Source organism: Fructobacillus apis, assembly GCF_023893635.1.
In the GTDB taxonomy this organism is placed as follows: Bacteria; Bacillota; Bacilli; order Lactobacillales; family Lactobacillaceae; genus Fructobacillus; species Fructobacillus apis.
In genome coordinates this window covers 46827-63284 of the sequence record NZ_JAMWYK010000006.1, presented here as the reverse complement: position 1 = coordinate 63284, position 16458 = coordinate 46827, and the positions used below count along the sequence as shown (strand labels likewise).

Annotated in this window: 15 protein-coding genes; all 15 read right to left on the bottom strand. The window is 50.0% G+C overall.

The features are described from left to right. Positions 1–16: 16 nt before the first annotated feature. The 15 genes from hrcA to parE all read right to left on the bottom strand — a co-directional run bounded on the left by hrcA (position 17) and on the right by parE (position 16400). Positions 17–1048, bottom strand: coding sequence for a heat-inducible transcriptional repressor HrcA (gene hrcA, locus NFX39_RS05340; protein WP_252443767.1), 1032 nt, complete (start codon positions 1046–1048; stop codon positions 17–19). 343 nt (positions 1049–1391) lie between these two features. Further along, a complete protein-coding gene (ribF, locus tag NFX39_RS05335; RefSeq protein WP_252443731.1) occupies positions 1392–2450 on the bottom strand; it encodes a bifunctional riboflavin kinase/FMN adenylyltransferase in 1059 nt (352 codons plus the stop codon). A gap of 21 nt (positions 2451–2471) precedes the next feature. Beyond that, entirely contained in the window at positions 2472–3386 is a 915-nt protein-coding gene (truB, locus tag NFX39_RS05330; protein WP_252443729.1) for a tRNA pseudouridine(55) synthase TruB, read from the bottom strand. A gap of 63 nt (positions 3387–3449) precedes the next feature. Continuing rightward, positions 3450–4640 carry a pyridoxal phosphate-dependent aminotransferase gene (locus tag NFX39_RS05325; RefSeq protein ID WP_252443727.1) on the bottom strand — a complete coding sequence of 397 codons (1191 nt, stop codon included), beginning with the start codon at positions 4638–4640 and terminating at the stop codon, positions 3450–3452. Between the two features lie 187 nt (positions 4641–4827). After that, positions 4828–5187, bottom strand: a complete 360-nt coding sequence (gene rbfA, locus NFX39_RS05320; protein ID WP_252443725.1) for a 30S ribosome-binding factor RbfA — start codon at positions 5185–5187, stop codon at positions 4828–4830. 24 nt (positions 5188–5211) lie between these two features. Next, positions 5212–7668, bottom strand: a complete 2457-nt coding sequence (infB, locus tag NFX39_RS05315) for a translation initiation factor IF-2 (protein ID WP_252443723.1) — start codon at positions 7666–7668, stop codon at positions 5212–5214. After that, entirely contained in the window at positions 7669–7983 is a 315-nt protein-coding gene (locus NFX39_RS05310) for a L7Ae/L30e/S12e/Gadd45 family ribosomal protein (protein WP_252443722.1), read from the bottom strand. Then, the gene (gene rnpM / locus NFX39_RS05305; protein WP_252443720.1) at positions 7970–8272 is read right to left on the bottom strand and encodes an RNase P modulator RnpM; all 303 of its coding nucleotides are present in this window, start codon (positions 8270–8272) and stop codon (positions 7970–7972) included. The genes NFX39_RS05310 and rnpM overlap by 14 nt, the downstream gene beginning before the upstream one ends. Positions 8273–8290: 18 nt before the next feature. Continuing rightward, the gene (gene nusA, locus NFX39_RS05300; RefSeq protein ID WP_252443718.1) at positions 8291–9466 is read right to left on the bottom strand and encodes a transcription termination factor NusA; all 1176 of its coding nucleotides are present in this window, start codon (positions 9464–9466) and stop codon (positions 8291–8293) included. Positions 9467–9490: 24 nt separating this feature from the next. After that, positions 9491–9967, bottom strand: coding sequence for a ribosome maturation factor RimP (locus tag NFX39_RS05295; RefSeq protein ID WP_252443716.1), 477 nt, complete (start codon positions 9965–9967; stop codon positions 9491–9493). A 166-nt stretch (positions 9968–10133) separates the two neighbouring features. Then, the gene (gene rpsN, locus NFX39_RS05290; protein WP_252443714.1) at positions 10134–10403 is read right to left on the bottom strand and encodes a 30S ribosomal protein S14; all 270 of its coding nucleotides are present in this window, start codon (positions 10401–10403) and stop codon (positions 10134–10136) included. Further along, positions 10403–10552, bottom strand: a complete 150-nt coding sequence (gene rpmG, locus NFX39_RS05285; RefSeq protein WP_002815032.1) for a 50S ribosomal protein L33 — start codon at positions 10550–10552, stop codon at positions 10403–10405. The genes rpsN and rpmG overlap by 1 nt, the downstream gene beginning before the upstream one ends. A gap of 140 nt (positions 10553–10692) precedes the next feature. Next, on the bottom strand, positions 10693–11598 hold the full coding sequence (locus tag NFX39_RS05280) for a manganese-dependent inorganic pyrophosphatase (protein ID WP_252443712.1): 906 nt from the start codon (positions 11596–11598) through the stop codon (positions 10693–10695). Between the two features lie 72 nt (positions 11599–11670). Next, a complete protein-coding gene (gene parC / locus NFX39_RS05275; protein ID WP_252443710.1) occupies positions 11671–14103 on the bottom strand; it encodes a DNA topoisomerase IV subunit A in 2433 nt (810 codons plus the stop codon). A 32-nt stretch (positions 14104–14135) separates the two neighbouring features. Continuing rightward, positions 14136–16400 (bottom strand): DNA topoisomerase IV subunit B, encoded by a 2265-nt coding sequence (gene parE / locus NFX39_RS05270; protein WP_252443708.1) that lies wholly within the window; start codon positions 16398–16400, stop codon positions 14136–14138. Between the last annotated feature and the right edge of the window lie 58 nt (positions 16401–16458).

The window sequence follows — 16458 nt, the reverse complement described above, 5'->3', positions numbered from 1 at the left end:
AGAAGTCTCCTTTTTGCTATCCATATTCAATCAGTTTCTCATCCAGTGCCGAAGCAAAGGCTGAAAGTAAACGAGCCAGCTGCGGGTAAGGCAACCGGATTGGACCAACCAAGGCAATCACCCCACTGTCGTCTTGCCCGACCGTAAAGGCCGTCGACAACATCGCGAAGTCCTGCAGGATTGGCGTCTTTAACTCGTCGCCCAGGCGGATGTTTACCGTGCCCTTCTCGGCCTTTGCCAAGTGGCGCACCGCATCCGGTGAATCGAAGAGTTCCAAGACCTTTCTGGCTGTCTTCACATCCAGGTACGCGTCGTCTGCCACCTCCAAGAGGTTCAAACGACCACCCAGGTGAACCGTTTCGGCCACCGAACGGGCCAAAACGTCACCGAAGAGTTGAAGAAAGGCGGCCGGGCTTTCAATGTTTCGTGAAAGCAAGACCGGCAGTTGCTCGGATGTCATCAATGACAACACCTCGTGCACCGGCCGTCCGACCATCTGGGCGTTGATGTAGCTCACCATACCGTCCAGCGAATCCAGCGTCACTTCCTTAGGCAAACGGAAAGTCTGCGACGTCACCTTCCCATCCGACGTGGCCAAAACGGCAATCACTTGCCGGTTCTCCAGCGGAATCAGTTGGAAAGAGGAAATCTTCAGGTTAATCGGTTTTGGCTTCAACACCAAGGCCGTTAACCCCGTTTCCTTCGCCAGGAACTTTGCGGTTTGATCTAAGAAATCATCCAGCTCATGAAAGTTCCCGTGAATCTGGTTAGCAACCCGTTTGACGTCTTCCGGCGAAACGCCCGAAGAAATCATCAGGTTGTCCAGGTAGTAACGGTACCCTTCCAAAGACGGTACACGTCCAGCGGAAGTGTGCAGCTTCGTTAAGAGGTCTGCGTCTTCCAAGTAAGACATTTCGTTGCGGATTGTCGCGGGCGAAACGTCGATGTTCAACTGGTCGTGTAAGGTCTTTGACCCAACGGCGTGGGCCGTTTGTGTGTACTGGTAAATGATGGCCGCTAGTATCAGCTTTTGACGTTCGGTCAGCACCACAACACCCTCTTTTCTTTCTTTAGCACTCGATTACCTCAACTGCTAATTTAAATTATACCGAATTGTGGTGAGAATGCAACCCCTTTTAGCACTCTTTTTGTCAGAGTGCTAATTTTCGTTTAATCTGGCATGGTTGTCAGGCTTTCAAGCGCTTGTCAAAGTCAGAAACGGCCCGGATTTCTTGTTTTTCCTCGATTTTTTTGTTTGGAAAGCACTTTGGGCAAATAAAAAAAAGCCGGGTTTATTGTTGCGACCGATTTTGGTTGTAACAAAAAAAGCTGAGTTTCCTCAGCTTTTTTTAAATCGTTTTTTGTTTTGAATGACCAGACCGGTACGGCGCTTAGCCCTTCTTAAAGTAATTTCGGGTCTCGGCTTCGTCCTGCTCAAGTTGTTTTATCAAACCGTCGACCGATTCAAAGGCGACTTCACCGCGCAGGCGTTCGTCCCAGTAGACCTTAACTGGTTCACCGTAGATCATCTCGTTCCAGTCCAAGAGGTTGATCTCGACCGTGACGGGGCGCCCCTCACCAAAGGTGATGTTGCGTCCGATGGAGGCCATCCCCAGCACTTCCTGTCCAGCGACTTCCACGCGCACGGCGTAGACGCCAATCCCTGGGAGGAATTCACGTTCCGGCGTCCAGATGTTAATCGTTGGATATCCGAGCGTCCGTCCGCGTGCATCCCCGTGCACGACCGTTCCCGTCGTGTGGTGGACGCGACCGAGCGCTGCGTTGGCGGCGTGAACGTTTCCCTCTTCCAATTGATTACGGATGGTGCGGGAGGCAATTTTGGCGTCGGGCTTTGCTACCGATGAGTCGGTGGAGACGGCTGAAGTCGCATCGTCGGTGGTTGCTGAGCTGTTAGTGCCCGCATTGCCGTTCGAGGCATCGGCGGTTGCCGCTTCCATCTCGCCGACGGTCTGCTTACCAACCGTCACGACGTCGAAGCGGCCCTGCGCAAACTTTTGCAGGTGGACCATGTCCGCCTGCTCTGCTCTTGGCCCATAATAGTGGTCAAAGCCAGCGACCACCGCCTTGGCGTGTAAGGCTAAGAGGACGTTGTCCACGAAGGCTGTCGGCTTGAGCCCGGCGAGCTTCGAGGTGAGATTGAGTCGGTAGACGCGATCGACACCGAGATTGCTCAGCAGGGCGATTTTTTCAGCGATTGGCGTCAAATCACGCCAGGGAAGCGCCTTCTTTTCGAACACGAGCCCCGGATAGGGCGTGTATGTGAGCACCGAAAGTGGCAGGCCCAATTCGTCCGCCTTCGCCTTCGCCGCCTTAATCACCGCCTGATGGCCCTTGTGGACGCCATCAAAGTAGCCCATCGCGATGACCTGGTCTTCGGCTATGAAATTGTCACCATCGAATGGATAGTGTAAATCAATCAATTCCGTCATAATCCCAATTATACTCGTCTTTTATAGGAAGAAGTAGCGAGAGCGCCAGAGCGCCTCCTCCTCGTTGTAGCGGTAGACCGCCACGAGCTGGTCCTCGAAGTAGAGCTGGTAGAAGCCCTGCTCCGTCTTCGGCCAGGAGCTAATCTTACGCCCGTTCTTCACCCAGGTGAACTCCTCTTCCGTCAGGTCCTTGCGCTCGTATGGCAACACGTCAGCGATTGGCTTCAGCTTTGCTGCGATACCCGCTTCGTCCAGCTCCATTAATTCATCGAGCGGTGTTGCTTGTTCGATGGAAAAGCCAGACCCGGCCGTGCGCGTTAACTTCGTCATCGTTGCCGGCAAGCCCATTTTTTGGCCCAGATCATAGGCGAGCGTACGGACGTAAGTCCCCTTTGACACCACCGCGTCGAAATCGATTCGTTGGTAAGGTTGGTCCGGTAGCCACTCAAGTGCAGAGGTGGGCGCAAACTCGTAGATCGTTGCCTCACGTTGTGGGAGTTCAACTGGCTCGTTGGCCCGAGCGTACTCGTATAGGCGTTTTCCGTTGACCTTGACCGCTGAATAAATCGGCGGAATCTGAATGATATCGCCCTCGAGGCTCTTGAAGGCGGCCTTCAAGGCGACGGGGTCAAGGTCTTTAACTAAGGGCTTCTCCTCGACTACGGCCCCATCGGAATCCTGACTTTCCGTCGCGTACCCGAACGTCACCGTTCCCTGGTAAGTCTTTGGCACCGTCTGGAGCAGATCAATCAGCTTCGTCGCCTTTCCCAGTGCCACCACCAGCACACCGTCCACGTTTGGATCCAACGTGCCCGCGTGTCCAATCTTCTTCTGGCCCGAAATTCGGCGCAAGCGGGCCACCACGCCAAAGGACGTCATGCCCTTCGGCTTGTTCACCACCAGTAATCCTGTTAAATTGCTCGTTTGCTTGGCCATGCTGTTCATCTCCATCCCAGCAAAAAAAGCCGGTCATTCAAAGTGAAATCGTCGGCTTTTATTTTACCGGTTTGCCCGGCGCTTTTCAATGTATGCTTTCATGCGGCCCAAGCCCTTTTCAATCTGATCTTGGTCACCCGCGTAAGATACGCGAATGTACTTCTTAGCTCCTTCAAACTTTGAGAAGGCTTCACCCGGAATGACGGCCACACCGCCGTCCTTTGCCAACTTCTCGGCAAAGGTCCAGCCATCTTCTTCGATGAAGTCTGGCAGCTGGGCAAAGAGGTAGAAGGCCCCGTCCGGTGACAGTACGTCAAAGCCCATGTCTGACAGTCCCGCATAGGCGATGTCGCGACGCTTTTCATAGCTGTCGACCATGTACTGCAAATCTTCCTTTGGCATCTCTAAGGCTGCCTTAGCCCCGTCGTATACAAAAGTCGGAATGGAATAAATCAACGTAGCATGAACCTTCTTCAGTTGTGCGGCCACTTCATCGGGTGCCAAAACGAAACCGACCCGGTAACCGGTCATGGCGTGTGACTTGGACAAGCCGTTCACGACAATGGTTTGTTCCGGCATGATTTGCCCAACGGAATAGTGCTTCTTACCATAGGTCAACTCAGAGTAGATTTCATCGGAAATCACCCAAATGCCCTCCTCCTTGAAGGCTTCGGCCAATGCTTTCAACTCATCTTCACTGTAGGTCACACCAGTTGGGTTGCTTGGATAGTTAAAGAGAACCGCCTTAACGGGCACGTCCGCGTTTTGGACGGCTTCGTGAACCAAGGCCGGCGTTAACTTGAAATCGGCTACCGACGTGTCCACTGGAATTGCCGTCGCATTTGCCGTGGCAATGGAGGAGAAGTAAGAACCGTATGCTGGATCTGGCACCAAGATACCGTCACCCACTGAGAGTAACGTCTTGAAGATGACGTACATCGCTTCTGAAACCCCAGCGGTGATGAGTACTTGGTCAACGGATGGATAGGCAGTTAAACCGTATCGGTTGTCCACGTAGTCAATGACGGCCTGGCGCAAGTCGGGATTTCCCTGGGAATTACCATAGTGGGAATGGTTATCCTTAATTCCTTGGATGGTCGCTTCCTTCACCACGTCCGGCGTATCAAAGCCGGGTTCCCCGAACGTCAAATAAAGCAAATCGTCGATGCCCTGCAAGCTCGCTTGAAAGCCCAAAATCTTGTCGGCTGGAATCGCTGTGATTTCTGGATTTAAGGTTGGTTGTTTTGCTTTCATGAGAACACCTCTTTTTGCTTTCTTTTTGAATTGTCTATAGTCTACCTCAAATCAGCGAGGATTAAAACAGTCTTATGAAAGAAAAATGAGTAAAGTGAGAAGAACTTAAATATACGGACTTCGAAGAGCCCCGAAAGGGGCTCGTTTTCATAAAAAAAAGAGCCCCCAACAGGGACTCTTTTAAAAATTACTTGCCTTCTTTTTGGTGAAGTTGACGAATCAGTGCTTCGATGTGGTCACCGTACTGGATTGAGTTATCCAATGAGAAGTGCAATTCTGGAATCTTATAGACGGTCAAGCGAGCACCGAGTTCGCGACGAATCAAGCCCGTTGCTGCCTCGAGGCCTGCTTGGGCCTTCTTCCGATCAGACGCAAGGTCCGAAAGAATTGAGTAGTAAATCGTAGCGATTTGAAGATCACCCGTCACATCGACGGACGTCACCGTCACGTCTTGCACGCGAGGATCGTTTACTCGCTTCAAAATCAAATCTGTTACGTCTTTTTGGATTTCCTGAGCTAAGCGCCCAGCGCGTTGTGCATTTGCCATATCCGCCTCCTAAAACGTTTCGTTTTACTTCTTCTTGTTACGCTTAACTTCTTCCATGATGTATGCTTCCACATCATCACCTGGTTGAATATCGTTAAACTTGTTCACCGTGAATCCGAAGTCGTAACCGAACTTTACTTCGTTTACGGCATCCTTACCACGTTGGAGGGAAGCCAATGGACCATCAAAGATAACCGTTCCGTTACGGACGATACGAACCTTAGAGTCCTTCGTAATCTTACCTTCTTCAACCGTGGCACCGGCAATCGTTCCAACCTTAGAGAACTTGAAGAGTTCCTTAACAACGATTGTACCGATAACCTTTTCTTCGTAGACAGGTTCAAGTTGACCGTGCATTGCGTCCGTCACGTCATCGATGGCGTCATAGATAACAGAGTAGAAACGCATGTCAATCTTGTCAGCTTGTGCTTGGTTCTTTGCAAACGGCGTAGGACGCACGTTAAATCCGATGATGATGGCACCAGAAGCACCGGCCAATGAAACGTCAGATTCGTTGATGGCACCAACGGCGGCGTGAACAACGTCAACCTTAACACCTTCAACATCAATCTTCTTCAATGAACCAGCCAAGGCTTCAACAGAACCTTGAACGTCGGCCTTCACGATAACAGGGACCTTCTTCATGGCCTTTTCAGACATCGTGTCAAACAACGTGTCCAAGGTAACAACGGAACCAGCGTTGCGAACTTCTTCGCGGGCACGCTTTTCACGTTCTTCACCAGCGGCACGGGCGGACTTTTCGTCTTGCATGACAACGAAACGGTCACCAGCAGATGGCACGGCGTTCAAACCAGTGATTTGAACAGGCGTTGCTGGCTTGGCTTCCTTCAGGTCTTCACCCTTTTCGTTTTGCATCGTACGGATACGTCCATACGTGTTTCCAACAACGACAGGGTCTCCGATGCGGAGCGTTCCTTGTTGAACCAAAACAGTTGAAACAGGTCCACGACCCTTGTCCAAACGGGCTTCGATAACAGAACCACGTCCTGGTTGTGTTGGGTCAGCCTTCAATTCCAAAACGTCGGCTTCAAGCAAGATCATTTCAAGCAATTGGTCGATGTTTTGTCCTTGCTTAGCGGAAATCTTAACGAAGATCGTTGATCCACCGTATTCTTCAGGCACAAGGTCGTAAGCCATCAATTGGTTCATGACTTGGTCAGGGTTCGCCCCTTCCTTATCAATCTTGTTCACGGCCACGATCACTGGCGTACCAGCTGACTTGGCGTGGTTAATGGCTTCAATCGTCTGTGGTTGCACACCGTCATCTGCGGCAACAACCAAAACAGTGATGTCCGTTACGTTGGCACCACGGGCACGCATTTCAGAGAAGGCCGCGTGACCAGGGGTATCCAAGAAGGTAATCAAACGACCGTCCAAGCGTGCTTGGTAGGCACCGATGTGCTGCGTGATTCCACCAGCTTCACCTTCGGTAACGTTTGTCTTACGCAAGTAATCCAACAACGTCGTCTTACCGTGATCAACGTGTCCCATGATCGTTACAACGGGAGCACGTGGTTCGAGGGCTTCTTCGTTAACCGTTTCATCGTCGAAGAAGCGGTCGATGTCGGCCAAGTCTTCTTCTTCCTTTTGCTTGGCGTCGATACCGTAATCAGCTGCAAGGATTTCGATAGTATCTTCATCCAATGACTGGTTTTGGTTCGTCACAATTCCAAGCAAGAACAACTTCTTGATGATTTCAGAAGCGTCACGGTGCAAGAGCTTTGCCAAGTCCTGCACGTTCATGCCGACCTTGTATTCAAGCACTTCTGGCAATGGCTGTTCCTTACGAACCGTTGGTTGCTTCTTTGGTTGCTGCTTAGCAGCGATACGACGCGCCTTCTTTGAACCGTGTGGCTTGTCGTTACGACGAGGCGTTTGTTGTCCCGTTCCGTTCGTGTTGCGCTTACGCGTGTTGTTACGGGCGGAGTTGTTTCCTGAAGCAAGTGAACCACCGAAGCGTCCACCACCGTTAGCTGGCTTTGCTGCTTCGGCTGGCTTAGCAGCAGGCTTCTTTGCGGCTGGCTTCGCCGCCTTCTTTTCAGCTTGCTTTTGAGCTTCTTGCTTGGCCTTGTTGTTTTGAGCCACGTATTCCTTCAAAGAATCATCCTTCTTTGCTGAATAGTTAACTTGTCCTTCACGAGGCTTCGTTGACCAAGACTTCTTTTCGCGCACCATTGGGCGTCCAGAAGACTGGTTTGAACGGTTGTTTTGTGGGCGACGTGAGCCACCTTGACCTCCACGAGGTCCACCGTTTTGTCCGTTACGGGAAGTTGGACGTTGTCCGTTTCCTTCGTTTCGTGGTCCGTTTGACTTTGGACGTGCTGGACCAGCTGGCTTAGCCGCTCCCTCTGACAATTTAGCGGCGTGACGACGTTGGGAAGCTGGAAGTTCCTTTCGTTCTGGCACTGCCATCTTGCGGGTCTTACGGTTTGATCCAGAGAATTTCTTTTCTTCTGCCATTTAGTTCCGCTCCTTTTCTTCAAGTATTTCTTTGATTTTTTTTGAAAAACCAGCGTCTTCGATTGCTAGGACCGACCGGTTCATCCCGATGGATGAAACCAGTTCCTCTCTGGTCAAAGCATCTGAAAAAGTCACTTTATAGAAAGCACACTTATCTGAAAACTTCTTATACTGGCTAGCCCCACCATCTTTTGGGAAAAAGACGATTCGAGCACTTTGATTTTGGATGGCCTTCATCGTTGGGCCTGATCCTAAGACGACTTTGTTAGCACGACGGGCGAGACCCAAAGTCTGCATCAACTTATTCATCGTCATTTTCAAAGAGCTCTTTTCGGGCTTGTTGATGATCGACGTAAGCGTAAAGTTCATCATAGAAAGCCGGTTCGATTGCCTGTGAAAAGGCACGTTCAAAGACTTTCTTTGCTTTGGCCGCTTCAGCCGTCTTGCGGTCTAGCGCAATGTAAGCACCGCGACCGTTTTTCTTACCGGTTGGATCCAAGAAGACTTCGCCTTCTTTATTCTTCACCACCCGGACAAGGTCTTGCTTCGGGAACATCTCGCCCGAAACAATGTCTTTTCTTAACGGAATCTTCCGTGTTTTCATCGAAGAACCTCCTCGAAATTAGATTTCAGGATTTTCGCTATCGTCTTCAGCCAATGCATCAACACCAGCATCTACATCAGTGTCAACGGCTTCATCAGCGGCGTCATCAAATGAATCGTCTGCTGCTTCGTCCATGGCAACGGCCAAGTCAGCGGCTTCTGATTCAGGCTTGATGTCAATCTTGACACCCGTCAAACGAGCAGCCAAGCGGGCGTTTTGTCCCTTCTTACCAATGGCCAATGACAATTGGTCGTCAGGAACAATTACCGTGACGGCTTGATCGTTTTCAGGATCAAAGATAACGTCCGTTACTTCAGCTGGATTCAAGGCGTTTGCAATGTATTGCGCTTCGTCTTCAACCCATTCCACGATGTCCATGTGTTCGCCACCCAATTCAGTGACAACGGCTTGAACACGTGCCCCACGCTGACCAACCAAGGCTCCAACTGGATCCAAGTCTTCGTCGTGCGTGTAAACGGCAATCTTTGAACGGTCACCCGCTTCACGAGCAACGGAAACGATTTCAACCGTTCCATCGTACACTTCAGGTACTTCTTGCTCGAACAAACGCTTAACCAAACCAGGTGCCGTACGTGAAACAAAGATTTGTGGTCCCTTCAAGGAATCATCAACCTTTGAAACCAATACCTTGATGCGGTCACGCATGCGGTAGTGTTCCGTTGGCATTTGATCACCGGCCGTCATCACGGCTTCTTGCTTACCAGGAAGCATCACGTACAAGAAACGCGTGTCTTGACGTTCAACTTCTCCGGAGATGATTTCCCCTTCGTAGTCCTTGTAACGTTCGTAGACAGCCTGACGCGTTGCTTCACGCATCTTTTGTACGATAACTTGCTTAGCAGCTTGTGCGGCCATACGACCGAAGTCCTTTGGCGTTACGTCGAAACGGATTTCATCACCCGCTTCGTAAGCCTTGTTGATTTCCAAAGCTTCCGTCAAAGAGATTTCAGTGTCAGGGTCCAACAAGTCTTCGTCCAAGACAACCGTCTTGACCTGCTTGATGGTCATCTTACCCTTCTTGTCGTCGAAGGTTGCTTCGACGTTTTGGTTCGCGTTGTATTGCTTCTTGTAAGCCGCCTTCAAGGCGTTTTCCAAAGCTTCAACAACGACTTCACGGTCGATGCCTCGTTCTTGTTCCAAGGCATCCAAGGCCATTACTAATTCTTTACTCATATCTATAACTCCACTTTTAAACCATCAAAATTGGATTGAAACAACGGCTTTGGCAATTTCGTCAAAGTTAAAGCGCTTTTCTTCTCCATCAACTTCCAAAGAAAGACCATCATCATCTAATGAAGAAATGGCACCTGTCCATTTCTTTTGACCATCCTTAGCAGCAAACAAAGCAATTGAAATTTGTTCGTCTGCTTCCTTTGCCCAAGCAAAGTGCCAGGGTTCAGAAAGTGAACGATCCCAACCTGGTGATGCAATGTCTAGCATGTACTCACCTGGAACCGGGTCTACTTCTGCTTCGTCCAAGGCCTCGTTTACCGCCTGCGTAAAGGTGGTAATTTGAGTCATTGAGATGTTGTTATGATTTGGTAAATCAACTAAGATTTCTACTGTCTTTTTGCCGGCAACCTTCTTGATGACCAAGTCCCACAACAGCAGGTTTTGATCCTCAATAATCGGTTGGACAATGTCTAGTAGCGCTTGATTCTTTGCTTGTACCATCGCCGCTCCTTATCTATCAAAGTCATAAAAAATGAGCCGGTCAAATCTCCCTGACCCGCTCATTTACGACTGTAAATTAACTTACCTTTATAGTAGTTGATTTCCATTCAAAAAGCAAGGTAGACAAAGAAAAAACCACAGCAAGGCTGTGGTTTGTTGATTCTTTTTACCAAGAAGCCTTACGAACACCAGGAATCTGACCCTTGTGTGCTAATTGGCGGAAGTTCAAACGTGACATTCCGAATTCACGCATGTAACCGTGTGGACGTCCATCGATGCGGTCACGGTTGTGAACACGTACAGGTGATGAGTCCTTTGGCAAGGCAGCCAAACCGATGTAGTCACCGGCAGCCTTCAAAGCAGCACGCTTGTCAGCGTACTTGGCAACCATTACTTCACGTTGCTTTGCCTTTGCAATCTTTGATTTCTTAGCCATTACTTAATCTCCTTAAACGTTACAACTTTACGAAGTTTTGGTGAGTACTTCTTCAACTCCAAACGATCAGGGGTGTTACGACGGTTCTTTGACGTCAAGTAAATACGTTCCCCAGTTTCGTCATTGCCTAATACGACATGAATACGCATAGCTATAGCTCCTCAGTGTTAGTTTTTTGATAAAAATTTATTTGCTTGTCAATACAAAATAGTATTATACAGGCTAGTTTCTAGACTGTAAAGGGGTTCTTTTAACTTTTCTTAAAAAGTTCTTCAAACCCGTTCTTGTCTTAGAATTGCTTTTGCAATCGTGGTACCACTTGCTTCTTACGTGAAACCACGCCAGGCAAGTCGATGATGTTGTTTTCTAACTTAGCATCGAAAGCCTTTTCGATGTTGTCAGCGGCATCACCCAAGTAGATGGCCTTTGAATTGGAGTTCAAGATGTCCGTGATAACCAACAAGAAGTCTTCGTAACCAGAAGCCTTCATGGCCTTTTCCAAGTCACCTTGACGCTTCAAAACATCATCGATGTCAACCGTGTTCACCTGTCCGATACGGAAGTCGTGTGAACCCATGGTAAAGGACTTGGCGTCCCCTTCCAACAATTCTTCGTCAGAACGTGATGAAAGGTCCGTTCCGGCCTTCAACAATTCCAAACCGTAAGCTTCGATGTCATCGATGCCAGCAATCTTTGCCAATTCTGGCAAGGCCTTGCGGTCAACATCCGTTGTGGTTGGGCTCTTCAACAACAACGTGTCAGAAATCAAACCAGATGCCAACACACCGGCAATCTTAGCAGGAATCGTCAAACCAGCTTGCATATATTCGTAGTACAAGATGGTTGAAACAGAACCCCAAGGCTTTGCCGTAATGTAAAGTGGCGTACCGTTTTGGAAGTTGAACTTGTGGTGGTCGTAGATGCCGTAAACCGTTACGTCGGCCAAGTTGTCGACGGATTGTGCGGCTTCGTTGTGGTCAACCAAAACAACTTCTTCGGTTGAAGCCTTATCGATGATTGGCAATGCCTTCAAACCAAAGTGGTCCAAAGCAAATTGCGTTTCTTGGTTTGGCTTACCTTGTGCAACTGCTTCGGTATCCAAACCTTGTTGTGACAGCAAATCGGCCGCGGCCATTGCTGAGGCAACCGTATCCATATCAGGATTCTTGTGTCCAAAAACTTGAATCTTTGCCATGTTTTTAACTCCTCAATTTGCGGTAATCCGCATCAATTCATATCTATTGTAACCGATAACAGTGGTTGCTGACTAGTCTTCCGCGTCTAATTCCAAGACTTTGATTGACGTTGCTTGGCCATCGGATGATGGATCCAAGAGCGCTGAACCATTGGCCGTCCGGTTCGACAACGAGTGGTCTTGCAATTGAATGTCAAAGGTCTTCATCCGATCCGTTTCAATACGCAGGGCCGCTTGGTCGTCTTCAACAGCGGTGGCCGCCGCAACGGCGTAATCGACCGTCTTACGTGGTGACAAGACCTGGAGCCCCTTATTTGCACGGTGGGAATCGGAGATTTCGTCGAGGCGGGAGTACTTAAACGTTCCCTGGTTTGTCACGAGGGCCAAGTAAGTGTCCTTTTCTGACAAAGTCAATACGTCGGCAACCGAGTCACCGTCGCCCAACTTAATCGCCTTCACACCGGCGGTACGAGCACCAACCGTTGGCACTTCATCCGCCTTAAAGCGGAGTCCGAGTCCAGCCTTTGCCAAGACCAAGACGTCGTTGTCGTCGCTAACTGGTGCAACCGCAGCCACACGGGCAGCGTCGGACTTGAGCTTCATGACCGTTGCCGACTTCTTCTTGTATGACTTCGGTACCATGTCGACAATTTCGGAACGCTTAATGTAACCGTCCGTTGAAGCTAAGAGGACGGTGTCCTTAGCTGCTGGGTCCTTAATGACCATCGCGGCGATGATGGCTTCTTCCGGATCCCAGTTTGAAAGTGTCTGGGAGAAGTGTTCTCCTGGTTCCTTCCACTTGAATTCGGAAATCTCGTAGATTGGTCGGTAAATCAAGTTTCCCATGTTGGTGAAGGCCAACAGGTGCTCCGTCGTGTTCACGGTCTGTTCCATGATGATTGGGTCATCATCGGCCAAACCGTTTTCTTCGGCCGAAGCCTTGAATGAACGGAGGGATGAACGCTTCACGTAACCGTTTTGTGAAAGCAACAAACGAACGCTTTCGTCTGGCACCGTCACGGCCGTGTCGATGACAAGGGATTCGATTTCCTTTTCGATTTCCGTCAAACGAGGCGTTGCGTATTCGTCGATGACTTCTTGCAATTCCTTGCGGATAACGTCGTGCAAAGCAGACGTCTCGTTCAGAATTTTTTGCAGTTCGGCAATCTTCTTTGCCAAGGCGTCGTGTTCGTCTTGCAGCTGCGTCACGTCCGTGTTGGTCAAACGGTAAAGCTGCAAGGTTACGATGGCTTCCGCCTGGGCCTTGGTGAAGTCAAACTTGTCCATCAAGTTTTGCGTGGCGTCCTTACGGTTCTTAGAAGAACGGATGGTTGAAACCACTTCGTCCAAGATGGACAACATGCGAATCAACCCTTCCACGATGTGTTGACGAGCCTGGGCCTTCTTCAAATCGTAAGCGGAACGCTTCAAGACGACATCCTTACGAAAGTCCAAGAAGGCCTGCAAACCATTTTGCAACGTAACCAGAACTGGTCGTTGGTCGTGGATGGCCACCATGTTGAAGTTGTATGAAATCTGCAAGTCCGTCTTCTTGAAGAGGTAAGTCAAGATGCCATCGGCGGAAGCGTCCTTTGCCAATTCGATGACAATGGACATCCCCTCACGGTCCGATTCATCACGGACTTCGGAAATGCCGGCCACTTCCTTGTTCAAGCGAATGGCGTCAATCTTGGCAACCAAGTTGGACTTCACGACTTCGTATGGAATTTCCGTGATTTCAATCTTTTGCTTTCCACCCTTAAGTGGACTTACTTCGGTCTTAGCACGAACAACCACGCGGCCGCGACCCGTTTCGTAAGCTTGCTTGATACCGTCCAACCCCTGGATGATACCACCCGTTGGGAAGTCCGGTCCCTTCACGAACTTCATCAGTTCAGCCAAGCTGGCTTCCGGATGGTCGAGCAAGTAAATCAAGGCCTCGTTGATTTCCTTAAGATTGTGTGGCGGAATATCCGTCGCGTAACCGGCAGAAATTCCAGTGGCCCCGTTCACAAAGAGGTTTGGCAAACGAGATGGCAAAACCGTTGGTTCGTAGGTCGTGTCATCGAAGTTCAAAACCATTTCGACGGTGTCTTGTGCCAAGTCCTTCAGGATTTCGCCTGAGACTTTGGCCAAACGTGATTCCGTGTAACGCATGGCGGCGGCTGGATCGTTATCGACCGAACCGTTGTTTCCGTTCATGTCAATGAGCGGTTCACGCACTTTCCAATCCTGGGAAAGACGTACCATGGCTTCGTAGATGGAAGAATCACCGTGGGGGTGATAGTTACCCATGATGTTTCCAACGGCCTTTGCCGACTTACGGTATGGGTGGTCATAGGTGTTTGAGTCCTGGTCCATCGCGTAAAGAATACGACGCTGAACAGGCTTGAGCCCGTCACGAATGTCGGGCAGGGCTCGTTCTTGAATGATGTATTTTGAATAGCGACCGAAGCGCTCGCCCATGACGGCTTCTAGTGAAAGCTCGGTAATGCGGTCTGCCATATGGACAATCCCCTATCCTTTCGTATCAGTGCTTAAAACAAGTTCAGGTTCTCGAAGTTTTCAGGATTCTGTGAAGAAGGCTTTTCGTCCTTCTTTGGTGCAGCTGGCTTTGTCGCTTCCTTTTTTGGAGCGGCCTTTTCTTCTGCCACTGCTTCCTTCTTTGCTTCCGCTGGTGTTTCCTCTACAGGCTTGGCCCGAGATGCAGCAACCTTTTCGGCGACGGCCTTTTCAGCCTGGGCTGCCGGGCTGTTTTCAGCAACGCGGGCAACTTCTTCGGCTTCCGTTTCACCGTGTGGATCCTTACCGGCCATTACCTGGTCAAAGACCTGGCTGGAATCAGCACCACCGGCCACGTTATCCAAGATGGATCCTTCTTCTTCCAACGTGAATTGCACGTTGTTTTCAATCCATTGACGGCGTGGGTCAACTTTGTCACCCATGAGCGTCGTCACGCGCTTTTCAGCGAGCATGGCGTCGTCAATCTTCACACGAATCAACGTCCGTGATTCGGGGTCCATCGTCGTTTCCCAAAGAAGGGTCGCGTTCATTTCACCAAGACCCTTGAAACGAGTCAATTCGTACTTGGTCTTGGCCTTGGCCGTAATTTCGGCCAATTCGTCGTTGGTCCAGGCAAAGGAATCGTCTTGCTTACCACGGTACTTAATGCGGTACAGCGGTGGCAAAGCGATGTAAACCTTTCCTGCTTCAATCAAAGGACGCATGTACTTGTAGAAGAACGTCAAAAGCAAGGTTTGGATGTGGGCACCGTCGTCGTCGGCGTCGGTCATGATGATAACCTTGTCGAAGGCGGCGTTTTTGATGTTAAAGTCAGGCCCGACCCCGCCACCAATGGCGTAGATCAACGTTGAAATTTCTTCGTTCTTTAAGATATCAGGTAACTTAGCCTTCTGCGTGTTCAAGACCTTACCACGGAGTGGCAAGATGGCCTGGAACTTACGGTCACGTCCCTGCTTAGCTGAACCACCGGCAGAGTCTCCCTCGACCAAGAACAATTCGTTCTTATCAGCGTTCTTTGACTGTGCGGGTGCCAGCTTACCGGAAAGAAGGCGTTCCTTCTTTCCCTTTGACTTACCGGTACGTGATTCTTCACGTGCCTTACGAGCCGCTTCACGGGCTTCACGAGCACGGAGTGCCTTGCGGACAATCTTCTGTCCAAAGTCACCGTTTTCGAGCAAGAAACGGGCTAACGTGTCGTTTACGACGGAATCAACCGCCCCACGGGCTTCCGTGGTTCCCAACTTGTCCTTCGTCTGACCTTCGAACTGCAAGAGTTCTTCGGGCACACGCAAAGAAACGACGGCTGAGAGTCCTTCACGGACGTCGGAACCTTCGAGGTTCTTGTCCTTATCCTTCAGCAAGTTCACCCGGCGGGCGTATTCGTTAAAGGCCTTCGTCCAGGCAGCGCGGAAACCAGCTTCGTGGGTTCCACCGTCTTGCGTACGAACGTTGTTAACAAAGGACAAAAGCGTTTCAGAGTAACCATCGTTATACTGAGCGGCCACGTCGACGACGATGCCGTCGCTTTCCCCATCGAAGGACATAACGGGTCCGAGGCCTTCCTTTTCTTCGTTCAAGAAATCAACGAAGGCGTGGAGTCCCTTTTCATAGTGGTAAACTTCCTGGCGGGCAGGTGCGACACGCTTGTCTGTCAACGTGAACTTCACACCAGACATCAAGAAGGCGGCTTCGCGCAAGCGTTCCGCTAACGTATCAAACTTAAAGACCGTCGTTGAGAAGATCGAAGCGTCGGGCTTAAAAGTCACGGTCGTCCCGGTGTGGTCTTTTGTAGCACCCAAGTCAATCAGTGTACCGATTGGCTTTCCACCGTTTTCAAAGGTCTCTTCGAAGCGGTGTCCGTCACGGACAATCGTCACCTTCAAGTATTCAGAAAGTGCGTTAACAACGGATGAACCAACCCCGTGCAAACCACCAGAAGTGGCGTAACCACCCTGTCCGAACTTTCCACCGGCGTGAAGCACCGTCAGGATAACTTCGGGCGTTGGCTTCCCGGATGAGTGCATGCCGACTGGCATACCACGTCCAGAATCGGAAACCGTAATGGCATTATTTTCTTCAATTGTCACTTCGATGTGGTTTCCATAACCACCCAAAGCTTCATCGACCGCGTTGTCGACAATTTCGTATACCAAGTGGTGGAGACCACGTCCGTCAGTCGAACCAATGTACATTCCTGGTCGCTTCCGAACGGCTTCCAATCCCTCTAGGATTTTAATCGAATCTGCATCGTAATGTGTGTTGTTTGGCACAGTGATCATCCTTTATTGTCGTTTTTTCCAAAAGTGCCCATAATTGGGGCTTCTTTTGGCAATCTAC